This window comes from Streptomyces sp. NBC_01439 (genome assembly GCF_036227605.1).
Taxonomy (GTDB): domain Bacteria; phylum Actinomycetota; class Actinomycetes; order Streptomycetales; family Streptomycetaceae; genus Streptomyces.
In genome coordinates, this window is record NZ_CP109487.1 from 603662 (window position 1) to 616452 (window position 12791).

At 70.7% G+C, this 12791-nt stretch carries 11 protein-coding genes; 9 read left to right on the forward strand and 2 right to left on the reverse strand.

Features of this window, described 5'->3' with window-relative positions:
- Positions 1-26: 26 nt before the first annotated feature.
- Both OG207_RS02895 and OG207_RS02900 read left to right on the forward strand, forming a co-directional pair.
- On the forward strand, positions 27-398 hold the full coding sequence (locus OG207_RS02895; protein WP_329095566.1) for a VOC family protein: 372 nt from the start codon (positions 27-29) through the stop codon (positions 396-398).
- A gap of 179 nt (positions 399-577) precedes the next feature.
- The gene (locus OG207_RS02900) at positions 578-2068 is read left to right on the forward strand and encodes a cellulose binding domain-containing protein (protein WP_329095567.1); all 1491 of its coding nucleotides are present in this window, start codon (positions 578-580) and stop codon (positions 2066-2068) included.
- A gap of 81 nt (positions 2069-2149) precedes the next feature.
- Here the strand turns inward: OG207_RS02900 and OG207_RS02905 are convergent, their stop codons facing one another.
- The gene (locus OG207_RS02905) at positions 2150-2800 is read right to left on the reverse strand and encodes a hypothetical protein (RefSeq protein ID WP_329095568.1); all 651 of its coding nucleotides are present in this window, start codon (positions 2798-2800) and stop codon (positions 2150-2152) included.
- A gap of 273 nt (positions 2801-3073) precedes the next feature.
- Positions 3074-3313 (reverse strand): chaplin, encoded by a 240-nt coding sequence (locus OG207_RS02910; protein WP_329095569.1) that lies wholly within the window; start codon positions 3311-3313, stop codon positions 3074-3076.
- A 369-nt stretch (positions 3314-3682) separates the two neighbouring features.
- Between OG207_RS02910 and OG207_RS02915 the strand changes: the two genes are divergently transcribed.
- The 7 genes from OG207_RS02915 to OG207_RS02945 are packed head-to-tail and all read left to right on the forward strand — an operon-like array spanning position 3683 to position 12766.
- Positions 3683-4966, forward strand: coding sequence for a lysine N(6)-hydroxylase/L-ornithine N(5)-oxygenase family protein (locus OG207_RS02915; protein WP_329095570.1), 1284 nt, complete (start codon positions 3683-3685; stop codon positions 4964-4966).
- Positions 4963-6498, forward strand: a complete 1536-nt coding sequence (locus OG207_RS02920) for a class I tRNA ligase family protein (RefSeq protein WP_329095572.1) — start codon at positions 4963-4965, stop codon at positions 6496-6498. Before OG207_RS02915 ends, OG207_RS02920 begins: the two co-directional genes overlap by 4 nt.
- The gene (locus tag OG207_RS02925) at positions 6495-7562 is read left to right on the forward strand and encodes an NAD(P)/FAD-dependent oxidoreductase (protein WP_329095574.1); all 1068 of its coding nucleotides are present in this window, start codon (positions 6495-6497) and stop codon (positions 7560-7562) included. Before OG207_RS02920 ends, OG207_RS02925 begins: the two co-directional genes overlap by 4 nt.
- On the forward strand, positions 7559-8920 hold the full coding sequence (locus OG207_RS02930) for an MFS transporter (protein WP_329095576.1): 1362 nt from the start codon (positions 7559-7561) through the stop codon (positions 8918-8920). Before OG207_RS02925 ends, OG207_RS02930 begins: the two co-directional genes overlap by 4 nt.
- Positions 8917-10191, forward strand: coding sequence for an ATP-grasp domain-containing protein (locus OG207_RS02935; RefSeq protein WP_329095578.1), 1275 nt, complete (start codon positions 8917-8919; stop codon positions 10189-10191). Before OG207_RS02930 ends, OG207_RS02935 begins: the two co-directional genes overlap by 4 nt.
- Positions 10188-11471 (forward strand): lysine N(6)-hydroxylase/L-ornithine N(5)-oxygenase family protein, encoded by a 1284-nt coding sequence (locus OG207_RS02940; RefSeq protein ID WP_329095580.1) that lies wholly within the window; start codon positions 10188-10190, stop codon positions 11469-11471. Before OG207_RS02935 ends, OG207_RS02940 begins: the two co-directional genes overlap by 4 nt.
- The gene (locus tag OG207_RS02945; RefSeq protein ID WP_329095581.1) at positions 11468-12766 is read left to right on the forward strand and encodes an ATP-grasp domain-containing protein; all 1299 of its coding nucleotides are present in this window, start codon (positions 11468-11470) and stop codon (positions 12764-12766) included. Before OG207_RS02940 ends, OG207_RS02945 begins: the two co-directional genes overlap by 4 nt.
- The last annotated feature ends 25 nt before the right edge of the window (positions 12767-12791 follow it).

The window sequence follows — 12791 nt, forward strand, 5'->3', positions numbered from 1 at the left end:
CGGTCCGGGTTTGCCAGAATCGGATCATGCTGACCCTCGGAACTATCGTCATGGGAGCCGCGGACGTGCGGCGGGCCGCGGAATTCTGGAGCCGGGCGCTGGGGTACGTACCCCGTGACGGCCAGGTGGACGACGGCTGGACGGTCCTGGTCCCGGCCGGCGGCAGCGGGCCGGGCCTGGCGCTGGGCCGCAGCGTCACTCCCGTACAGGAGCGGCCGCGCGTCCACCTCGACCTGTACGCGGCGGACGCCGCGGAACAGGCGGCGGAGGTGGAGCGGCTGGTCTCGCTTGGCGCCCGGCACGTCGACTGGGATTCCTACCCGGAGGACCCGGATTTCGTGGTGCTGGCCGACCCCGAGGGCAACCGCTTCTGCGTCATCGACGCCACACACGGCTGAGCCCGCGGGCCGCGGGAGCAGGACGCACGTCCTCGACACCCTTGGCCGGTCCTTACCGCCACCTTAAGCGGAACCTAAGACTCATCAGGGTCGCACCGAAACGGCCGAATGTCCGTTTCGGTGCGGCTAGCGTGCTGCCGGATCCCCCAACTCCCCAGTAACACAGAGGTAGGCACGCGATGGGCAGCACAGTCGGGCACCGGCGCACGACGGGCCGTAGGGCGAAGGTCACCGGCGCGGTCGTGGCGGCGGCGGTGATCGGTGGAGCGGCCTTCGCCTTCACCGGGACCGCGCAGGCGACCTCCGTCGGAGCCGTCTACACGAAGTCCAGCACCTGGAGCGGCGGTTACACCGGCCAGTACGTCATCACCAACGGCACGGGCACGGCGCAGTCGGACTGGACCCTCCAGTTCGACCTGCCGCCGGGCACGAAGATCGACTCGCTCTGGAACGGCACCCACACGGTCTCCGACCGCCGCGTGACCGTGAAGCCCGCGAGCTGGAACGGACAGCTGGCGGCCGGGGCTTCCGTCACCGTCGGCTTCGTCGCGAGCGGCACCGGCACCCTCGGCAACCCCACCGGGTGCCGGATCAACGGAGTGAAGTGCTCGGTGGACCAGGGCGCAACGGCCCAGCCCAGCGGGCGCCCCACTGCCCGACCCACCGTCACGGCGAGCCCGGCCCCGACCGCGCCCACCACGTCCGCCAAGCCCACCGGGACCACCTCGCCCTCCCCCACGGCGACCACCCCCACCAGCACTCCCGCCCCCGGGGGCACCGGCGCGCGCTTCGCCCCGTACGTGGACACCTCCCTGTACCCCGCCTACGACCTGCTCGACACCGCGGCGAAGACGGGCGTGAAGGAGTTCCACCTGGCCTTCGTCACCTCCGGCGGCGGCTGCGCCCCGCTGTGGGGTGGTGTCACGGATCTCGCGAGCGACAAGGTCGCCGCCCAGATCGGTGCGCTGCGCGCGAAGGGCGGCGACGTACGGGTGTCGTTCGGCGGGGCCGCCGGTCACGAACTGGCGCTGAACTGCGCCACCGTGGACGAGCTGGCCGCCGCGTACGGGAAGGTCGTCGACCAGTACCGGCTCACCAAGGTCGACTTCGACATCGAGGGCGCGGCCCTGCCGGACACGGCGGCCAACGCGCGCCGCGCGCAGGCCATCGCCCGGCTGCAAAAGTCCCACCCGGGCCTGGACGTCGCCTTCACCCTGCCCGTGATGCCCGAGGGGCTGACCCAGCCGGGTGTGGCGCTGCTGGCCGACGCCAAGAAGAACGGGGTGCGCGTCGACGCCGTCAACATCATGGCGATGGACTACGGACCGGCGTACAGCGGGGACATGGGGCAGTACGCGATCCAGGCCGCGACGGCCACGCAGGCACAGATCAAGGGCGTGCTCGGGCTGTCCGACGCGGCGGCGTGGAAGGCCGTGGCCGTCACGCCGATGATCGGCGTGAACGACGTCGCGAGCGAGGTCTTCACGGTGGAGGACGCGACGCAGCTCGTGCAGTTCGCCGCGTCGAAGGGGATCGGCCGGCTGGCCATGTGGTCCTCCACGCGGGACAAGCAGTGCGCGGCCGGAGCCGTCAACCACGCCGATGCGACGTGCAGTTCGATCCTCCAGCAGCCGCTGGCCTTCACCAAGGCGTTCGCCGCGCTCAAGTAGTCGCGCGAAGCCCGAACGGGGGACGACCGACGGGCCCGGGCCCCGCGCACATGGCGTGGGCCGGGCCCGTCGGCCGTGGCCCTACACGAGGATGCCCGCGCGGGCGGCGAGGTCGAGTGCCGCGTCGAGGCGCGGGGCCGGGCGGCCTTCGGTGTGGGCCGCCGCCAGCAGCGCCACCACGGCGTCCGCGTCGGCCTTCCGTTCCCGTGCCAGTGCCGCGAACCTGGCGACCGCCTCGGTCAGGCTCCGCTCCAGCGCGTACGGGGCGTCGAACGAGGACACGGTGAGACCGAGGAACTCCTCCTCGTCCGGGCCCACCCAGGCGGCGGCCCCCTCCAGTCCGTCCTCGCGCACCTCGTCCGGGTACGGGATGCGGTGCCACGCGCCGTTCTCCCACCAGTAGACGAAGCCGAAGAGATTGCCGGCGGCGTCGTCGCGCAGGAGGTCCCAGGGCAGCCAGTCGGGGCCGCCCGCGAGGAAGTCGATCTGATCTCCGCCGACGTGGGTGTGGCTGCCGTCGGGGTCCTGGCCGCAGAACACCGCGCGCCCGCCCTCCGCCATGGTCAGGCGCCACCAGCCGTCCCCGCCGGTGGAGTGGCACCACAGGCCGTCGTCGTCGAGGGCGAACTCGGTGCTCGTCGAGCACGCGGTGTCCACCATGGCCATGGTCACCGCCCTGGCCCAGAGCAGTTCGGGGTGTTCTAGGTCTTCCGGCCGGCTCGGCGCGTGCATCGTGTGTCTCCTCCCGGGTGTCGGGCAAGCCTCGCACGCGCGACCGGGTCGGCTGAAATGCCGATGGTCGAACGGGCCGGGCAGTTGGGAGGCCGGGAGGCCGTGGACTCGGCCGGGGCAGCGTGCGGCAACTGGCCTCGTCCGTGACCGTACGGCCCACCGCGCCGGGAAGTCCGTACGGGCGCACCGTACGCACCCTGGCCTGACGGTGGTGCCGCGTGCGGGCCCATCCCGGCCGAGCCTCCGACCGGGATGGGCCACGGTTCACAGCCGTCAGGCGTTGACGCAGACGTTGCCGGCGGCCGGGTTGAGCGCGCCGATCACGTTGATGCTGTTGCCGCACAGGTTGATCGGAATGTGGATCGGGATCTGGATCACGTTACCCGAAAGCACGCCGGGCGAGCCGACCGCGATGCCCTCCGCGTTGGCGTCCGCAGACGCCGAGGACGCACCGCCGATGACCGCCAGGCCGAGCACCAGGGCAAGACCCGCACTCTTCAGAACACGCGACACGTGACATCTCCTTGTAACCGGACAGCGGTGCCGGAGCACCGCACGGCCCCGAGCGGGGTCGTCGCCCTTTACTTCGGCAGCTGATGGCCTCCTGGCCTGGTTCCGGCCGCCCGGTTCCCTCGAATAGGTGGACCCGCGCCTCCGTTCGGAGGTACAGGTCCGCCGTCGAGCCCGGCCGAATCAGACTGATTGTCCGACCATCCGACCGCCTTCGTTCAGGTCACCCGACCGGCTCCCCGCCCCTGCGCCCCTCCCCCGCCCGAGATTCCCCAGTCGACGGGACAAGTTCCCCTATCGATCGGGAACCGCGGAAATCTAGCCTCGCTACTGCCCGTCCGCGAGTCGGATCTCTGTGATCGAGGGGGAAGCGTGACCGAGCGGGAAGTCGATGTTCTGGCGATCGGTGCGGGTCCGGCCAATCTGGCCCTGGCAGCCGCCATCGAGGAATCCGGATCAGCCGAATTGGCGGACGGCACACTCCTACTGGAACAAAGCCCCGACATCACCTGGCAACGCGACCTCCTGATGCCCTGGGCACGCAGCCAAGTCTCCTTCCTCAAAGACCTCGTCACCCTCCGCAACCCGAGCAGCCGGTTCACCTTCCTGAACTTCCTCCACGCACAAGGCCGACTCGACGAATTCGTCAACCTCGGCACCTTCCACCCCTTCCGCTGGGAATTCTCCGACTACCTCCAATGGGTCGCCACCTCCCTGGAACACGTCACCATCCGCTACGACGCCCGCGCCACCCACGTCGACCCCGTACACACCACCGACCGCACCCTCACCGGCTGGACCGTACACCTCACCGACGGCGACACCATCCACTGCCGCGACCTCGTCATCGGCGGCGGCCGCGACCCCCGAATACCAGAAACCTTCACCACCCTCCCCCCGGACCGCCTCATCCACAGCGCCCAATACCGCACCAAAATCACCCGAATACCAAAAGACCAACCCCTCCGCATCGCCGTCGTGGGCGGCGCCCAAAGCGCCGCCGAAATGTTCTACGCCCTCCACGAAAACCTACCGGCCAGCCACATCACCATGCTGGTCCGCTCCATCGGACTACAAAACTACCAATCCAGCAAATTCGTCAACGAACTCTTCTTCCCATCATTCGTCGACGAGTTCTACGACAGCCCCACCGAAGTCCGCGCACAAATCCTCGACGAAATGCGATTCACCAACTACGCCGGACTCGCACCCCCCTTCCTCGACGAGCTCTACACCATGCTCTACCGCCAGAAAACCGTCGGGCCCCAACGCTCCGAGGTGCGGGCAATGACGGAGGTGGTGGGGGCCCGCCTCGACGGCGACGAAGTGGTGCTCGACCTCCGCGACCGACTCAGCGGCAAAACCGAACCCCTCCGCTGCGACCTCGTCGTACTCGGAACCGGCTACGACCCCCGCAAACCCACCCTCGTCCGAGAACTCGCCACACGCATCGGCCTCGACGACGTCACCGTCAGCCGCAACTACCGCGTCGACCTCGGCACACCCACCCGCGGAGCCCTCTACCTCCAAGGCGTCAACGAAAAAACCCACGGCATCGCCGACTCCCTCATCAGCGTCCTCGCCCACCGCTCCCACGACATCCTCACCGACCTCCTCACCCGCCGCACCACCACCCAACCCAGGAGCACACGATGAAGCGGACGTTGGTGATAGCCCCCGGCCCGACCGCGAACGGCGATCTGCACCTGGGGCACCTGGCCGGCCCGTTCCTCGCTGCGGACGTCTGCACGAGGTACGCGCGTTCCACCGGACAGGACGTGCTGTTCGGTACGGGCGTGCACTTCACGCAGAACTACATCGTGACCACCGCCCGAAGGCTGGGGGTCCCGCCCGAGGAGCTGCGCGTGCGCTCGGCCGCGCAGGTCGAGGACACCCTGGCGGCCGTCGGGATCGACCCGGACGGCTTCGTCCGGTTCGACGACCGGTACGTGAAGACGGTCCGGCACTTCTTCGAGCGCCTGCACGGTACGGGAAAGTTGCGGCTGCGGGCCGTGAAGTTCCCGTACGCGCCGCACACCGGCGCGTACCTCACGGACGCCTACGTACGCGGAGGCTGCCCGGTGTGCCTGGCCGAGGGCTGCGCCGGACTGTGCGAGAACTGCGGGCACTGGATCGCCTCCGCCGACCTCATCGCACCGCGCTCGACCCTGGACCCGGACGGTCCGGTCGAACTGCGGGAGCAGCAGGTCCTGGTGCTCCCGCTGGAGGAGCACCGCGAGGCGCTCGTGGAGTACTTCGCCGGGCGCGCAGCGACGATGCGTCCGCGGCTGGCCCAGATGATCGAGGAGATCCTGTCCCGGCCGCTCCCGGACTATCCCGTCACTCTGCCGATCTCCTGGGGCATCCCGGCGCCGTTCCCGGAGGTCGCCGGTCAGGTGATCTACGCGGATGCCGAGACCATCGCCTGGAGCATGCACTGCACCGCGCTCGCGGCCGAGCGGCGCGGGGCGGTGCTCGGCGCCGACGACGAGCTGTGGTTCTCCGACGCCGGCACGCAGGTGGCGTACTTCTTCGGCTCCGACGCCGGTTTCGCCTTCGCGGTGGTCGGGGCCGCGATGCTGCTGGCGCTGGGGGGCTACACGCTGCCCGAACACTTCGTCACGAACGAGTTCTACGAGCTGGACCACGACAAGTTCTCCACCAGCCGGGGTCATGTTGTGACGGGGCGGGAGCTGGCCGCAGAGGTGCCGAGGGACCTGGTGCGGTTCTATCTCGCGGCGACCGGGCCGGACTTCCAGCGCACCAACTTCAACCGCGCGGCCCTGGAGCACGTGACCGGCACCCGGCTCGTCCGGCCCTGGAACCGGGTGGTGGACAAGGTCGCCGCGTGGACGGGCCGGGGACCGCTGCCGGTGTCCGAGCGGTCCAGGGCGGCGGCCGGGCTGATGCTGGAGCGGTTCGCCGCCGCCTACGACGTGCGCCGGTTCAGTCTGACCGCGGTGGCCTTCACCCTGTCCGAGCAACTGGCGCGACTCGACCGGTGGGAGGTGGGTCCCGGCGACGCGGGCGACTTCTGCCACGAGGTGGAGGTGTTCCTGCGCTGTGCGGCGCCGGTCCTGATCGACCTGGCCGGGCAGGCGCTGCCAGAGCGAACGGTCCCCGCCCGGCCGGACACCGTGCAGGTCACGCCCGTACGGTTGCCACGGCTGGCGGAGACGGGGTCGTGAGGGCGGCGGTCGCCGCCCGGCGGGTGGTCGTCGTGGGAGCGGGCGTCACCGGGTTGCTGACCGCGGTGGAGTGCGCGCTCGCGGGCCACCACGTGACCGTGCTGGACAGGGGCCCGATCCCGAACCCGGCGTCGAGCTCCTGCGACCAGCACCGGGTCATCCGTACCCTTGACGCGGACGATGCGCAGGCCACCGGGCAGATGGTCGCCGCCCACCGGCGGTGGCTGGAGCTGGAGGGCCTGCTGGGCACCGGCTTCTTCCGGCGCGTGGGGGTGGTCACCGCCTGGCCCCGGGAGCGCCTCGCCTCGGTGACCGCGGCGGCCGCCACCGCGGGTGTGCCCGTGCGGACGGTGGAGCCGCGGCGCCTGCCGCACCTGAGGTTCCCGGCCGGTTCGGCGGCCGTGCTGGAGGCCGACGGCGGCGTACTGCTCGCCGACCGGGTGCTGCGGGCCGCGGTCCGGTGGCTCGCCGGGCATCCGGCGGTGACGGTGCGGCCGTACAGCCCGGTGGCGTGGATCGACGTGGACGGCGCGCACGTCCTGCTGGCCGACGGCGAGGAGCTCGGCGCCGACCTGGTGCTGGTCGCGGCCGGCCCGTGGACCCGGGACCTGGTGGGGCATCCGGTCGTGCTGCACCGACAGACGATGGTCTACCTGCGGCCGCCGGCGAACGCGGCGCGGTGGTGGGGAACGGCTCCCGCCGCGGGCGGAATCGGCGCGGACGGGCGGGCCTGGGCGATGCCGCCGGGCGGCGGCGCGCTCTTGAAGATCAGCTCGGACGCCGTGTCCCGGGAAGTGGACGCCACCGCGGGTGCCGCGGAGGAGGACCAGGCGCCCTGGGTGGCGCGGCTGGCCGAGGCGGCACCGCTGTCCGGCCTGGAGCGCTACACGGTGGCGGCGGTCAAGCAGTGCCACTACGCGAGCGCCGCGGACACGGGCGGCGCCTTGCTCGCCCGCGTGGGTCCCGCCGTGTGGTCGCGGGCGGCCTGCGGCGGTTCCGGATTCAGCCAGGCTCCGCTCGTCGCGGGGCGGATCGTCGATGCCTTGACGAAGGGAGCGGCATGAAGGAGGAGGAGACTCCGATCGGCGTGTTCGAGGCGCTGAAGGCGACCCCGACCCCGGTGCGCTATCTGCTCGGTGGCGTGCTGATCAACCAGCTCGGCGCGTTCGTCCAGACGTTCCTCGTGCTGTACCTGACCTTCCGCGGCATGTCGGTCGCCGCCGCGGGTCTGGCCCTCGGCGCCTACAGCGTGGGGTCGATCTTCGGCACGATGCTGGGTGCCGAGTTCACCCAGCGGTTCGGTCCGCGGGCCACGATCGTGACGGCCATGGCGGGGTCCGCCCCGCTGGTGGCGGCGATCTCGTGGCTGAGCGGGCCGGGCAGGCTGTGGCAACTGCTCGTCGTCGTCGGGCTCGCGGGCCTGTTCACCCAGGCCTACCGGCCGGCGGCCGCCGTGATGCTGAGCGACCTGATGCCGGACCGATACCAGGTGATGGCGTTCTCGATGATGCGGATCGCCCTGAACATCGGTGCGGCCCTGGCGCCGCTGATCGCCGCCGGACTCATCCTGGTCGACTGGGACCTACTGTTCTGGATCGACGGCGGTACCGCACTCGTCTACTCGCTGCTGGCCTTCGCCCTGCTGCCGAAGAAGACCGTGCCGCAGGAGCCCGAGGCCGGGTCCGGGCCCGCGGACGGAAGCGAACCGTCCGACGGGGCGGCGCCGGGGGCGACGGCTGCGGCCGGGGAGCCAGCCGCCGACGGCGAGCCAGCCGGGCGCGTCGCCTCGGGCTACACCGCGATGCTGCGCGACCGGAAGTACGTCTTCTACCTGGCCGCCGTGCTGCTCGGCTCGCTCACCTACGCCCAGGGCCACATCGCCCTGCCGTTGGAACTGGCCGCCGACCACTACCCGACCAGCTTCTACAGCACGGTGCTCACGGTGTCGTCCGTCGTGCTCATCACGTGCGAGCTCAAGGTCACGGCGTATCTCAGCAGACTGCCGAAGCACGTCCGCGTCATCACCGGCCATCTGGTGGAGGCCGTCGGCCTCGCCGTCTACGGTCTGTCCTCGCGGTCCGGGGCGTTCACGATCGCGGGCGTCGTCCTGGTCGTGGCGGGGATCATGATCGCTGCCCCGAGCATGTTCGCCCACCCGGCGACCTTCCCCCAGGCGGTGAAGGCCCGCTACATCGGCACGATGCAGGCGGTGGGCGGCGCGGCCGGGGCCCTTGCCCCGCTGTTCGGCGTGTACGCCTGGACCCGGCTCGGCAGCGGCTTCTGGCTGCTGTGCGGTGTGGTCACCGCGGTCGCCGGACTGCTCGCCCTGGCGGGCGTGCGACAACCGCCCGAGCCGGCTCCCGCCACCGGTCCGGGGGCGGACCCCGCCGGGAAGACGGAAGCCGTCGGGGGTGCCGCGTGACCGGGCGGCGGCCCGGCGCGGGCCGGCCGGTCCTGGTGATCGGTTTCGTGGGTGTCACGGTCGCCGCGATCGGGGCCTTCCAGCCGGACGACTCGGTGATCTACGTGGAGGAGCCGGACGTCGTGCGCAAGCGGCGGGTGCACGAGCAGATCGAAGGAGTGGCCTTCGTCCGCGGCCTCATCGAGTGGGAGTACCACCTCGCGGGGAAGGCCGACGAGTTCTTCAACGCCCACCCGGACCTGGACCCCGCCGCGGTCGTCCCGGCCATCGAGTACGCCACGCCCTTCGCCGCCCGGCTCGCGGAACGCTACGGTCTGCCGGGCGCCGGTCTCGGCGCCGCGCAGATCCTGCGGGACAAGGCGCTGCTGCGGCGGGTGAGCGCGGCCGTCGGCATCGCGAACCCGGTGAGCGTGCCCGTACGGGGTCCGGACGACGTGCTGGCCTTCCTGCGGGGCCGGTCGGGACCCGTCGTGCTCAAGCCGGCGAACCGTCAGGCGTCCGTGGGCACCCAGGTGATCCGCGATGCGTCCGAGGTCGAACGGGCGTGGGCCAACTGCCTCGTCCAGGACGAGGACGTCTTCGTGCCCGACCGGCCCATGGAGCTGTCCATGCTGGCCGAACAGCACGTCGAGGGTCCCGAGTTCAGCGTCGAGATGCTGGTGAGGGACGGTGCCGCGCTGTTCGTCAACGTCACGGGGAAGCAGCTGTTCCCGGGGCCCCACCCGGTGGAGCTGGCCCACACCGTGCCGGCGGACATACCGGTGGACCTCGCGCGGCTGCTCGGTGCGCGGACCGAGCGCCTCGTCGAAGCCGTCGGCTTCCGCGACGGGATCGTCCACTGCGAGTGGATCGTCTCGGCGGGCATTCCGTACCTGGTGGAGTGCGCGGGCCGGCTGCCCGGCGGGGGCATTCTCGACACCATCCAACTCGCCTATCCGGTCGAGCTGTTGCGCAGCTACTACGCGGTGTTGAAGGGCGAGGAGCTGCCGGGCGAACTGCCCCGGCGGGCGAAGGGCGGGGCGGCCGTGCGGTTCATCGCGGCCGCGGCGGGCCGGGTGGTCGCCGTACGCGGCGTCGGGGCCGCCCGGCAGGCGGAAGGCGTGTTCCTGGCCGCGGTCACCGTGGAGCCGGGCCAGACGGTCGGCGAGGTGCGCCATTCCTGGCACCGGGCGGGCATCGTCATGGCCACCGCGGACAGCTCGACCGAGGCGCTCCGGCGGGCCGAGGCGGCCGCCGGCATGGTCCGAATCGACATCGAGGGGGAAGAGTGACCGAGCGGGAAGTCGATGTTCTGGCGATCGGTGCGGGTCCGGCCAATCTGGCCCTGGCAGCCGCCATCGAGGAATCCGGATCAGCCGAATTGGCGGACGGCACACTCCTACTGGAACAAAGCCCCGACATCACCTGGCAACGCGACCTCCTGATGCCCTGGGCACGCAGCCAAGTCTCCTTCCTCAAAGACCTCGTCACCCTCCGCAACCCGAGCAGCCGGTTCACCTTCCTGAACTTCCTCCACGCACAAAACCGACTCGACGAATTCGTCAACCTCGGCACCTTCCACCCCTTCCGCTGGGAATTCTCCGACTACCTCCAATGGGTCGCCACCTCCCTGGAACACGTCACCATCCGCTACGACGCCCGCGCCACCCACGTCGACCCCGTACACACCACCGACCGCACCCTCACCGGCTGGACCGTACACCTCACCGACGGCGACACCATCCACTGCCGCGACCTCGTCATCGGCGGCGGCCGCGACCCCCGAATACCAGAAACCTTCACCACCCTCCCCCCGGACCGCCTCATCCACAGCGCCCAATACCGCACCAAAATCACCCGAATACCAAAAGACCAACCCCTCCGCATCGCCGTCGTGGGCGGCGCCCAAAGCGCCGCCGAAATGTTCTACGCCCTCCACGAAAACCTACCGGCCAGCCACATCACCATGCTGGTCCGCTCCATCGGACTACAAAACTACCAATCCAGCAAATTCGTCAACGAACTCTTCTTCCCATCATTCGTCGACGAGTTCTACGACAGCCCCACCGAAGTCCGCGCACAAATCCTCGACGAAATGCGATTCACCAACTACGCCGGACTCGCACCCCCCTTCCTCAACGAGCTCTACACCATGCTCTACCGCCAGAAAACCGTCGGGCCCCAACGCTCCGAAGTCCGAGCCATGACCGAAGTCGTCGGAGCCCGCCTCGACGGCGACGAAGTGGTGCTCGACCTCCGCGACCGACTCAGCGGCAAAACCGAACCCCTCCGCTGCGACCTCGTCGTACTCGGAACCGGCTACGACCCCCGCAAACCCACCCTCGTCCGAGAACTCGCCACACGCATCGGCCTCGACGACGTCACCGTCAGCCGCAACTACCGCGTCGACCTCGGCACACCCACCCGCGGAGCCCTCTACCTCCAAGGCGTCAACGAAAAAACCCACGGCATCGCCGACTCCCTCATCAGCGTCCTCGCCCACCGCTCCCACGACATCCTCACCGACCTCCTCACCCGCCGCACCACCACCCAACCCAGGAGCACACGATGAGCGCGGGCCGGGGCACGCTGCTGGTCATCGGGAGCGGCCTGAAGGTGTACCGGGAGTACCTGATAGCGCCGATCCGCCGCCGCGCCCGAGCGGCGGGTCTGGACATGGTGCTGCTCAACAATCTGAAGCCCACCTGGCAGCGTGACTACTTCGACGAGATCACCGTCGCCAACGTGTTCGACTCCGGGGCGATGGGCGCGGCGGCCCGGGAAGTCGCCTCCCGGCGCCGCATCGTCGGCCTGATGTGCTGGGACGAGCCGCTCGTCCTGGATGCCGGCCTGCTCGCCGCCGAGTTCGGCGTGCCGGGTCTGTCCGTACCGGGCGTGCGCGGCTGCCGCGACAAGGAGCGCACCCGGGCCGAACTCACCGCGGCGGGCATCCACCAGCCGGGCTTCGAGCTGACCACCACGGTCGAGCAGGCCAGAGCGGCGGCCGACCGGATCGGCTATCCCGTCGTGATCAAGCCCCGGGCGATGGGGGCGAGCATCGGGGTCGTGTTCGCGGCCGGTGCGACCGAGGTGGAGGCGGCGTTCCGGATCGCCCTGGCCGCGAGCGAGGTCGATCCGGGGCCCTACCGTGCGAGCGCCCTGGTCGAGGGGTACGCGCCCGGCCCGGAGATCAGCGTCGACGGCGCCGTCCACAAGGGCGAGTACCTGCCGATGTTCCTGGCCCGCAAGCACAGCAGCGACCAGCCCTACTTCGAGGAGGTCGGGCACCTGGTCGACGCGGGCGACCCGCTGATGGCGGACGAGGAGCTGATGAGCACCCTGGCGCGGGCCCACCGCGCGCTCGGCATCGAGGACGGCATCACCCACAGCGAGCTGCGCCTGACCGCACGCGGGCCCCTCGTCATCGAGATCAACGGCCGCCTCGGCGGGGACCTGATCCCCTTCCTCGGCAGGACCGCGACCGGTATCGAGCCCGGTGAGGTGTTGTTCGACGTGGCCACCGGACAGCGTCCCGACACCAGGCCCACCCGGCGGGCGGTGGCCGGCATCCGGTTCGGCTATCCGGAGCAGGACTGTCTGCTGCGCTCGGTGCGCGTACCGGTCGAGGCACCCGGCCTGGTCACGGCCGCGCCGATGGCCGAACCGGGTACCACCCTGCGGCTGCCTCCGGGCGGCTACCTGGCCCGCCACTCCTTCGTGGTGTGCGAGGCCGACGACGTACGGACCTGCCTCGACCGTCTGGACGCGGCCGCGAGGCTGGTCGAGCTGGAGGCCGAACCGATCGGCCCGCCGGACCCGGACGCTCCGTTCGAGATGCCCGCCGGACTGCTCGACGTGGACGCATGACCGCCACCGCGGAGCCGGACCGGAC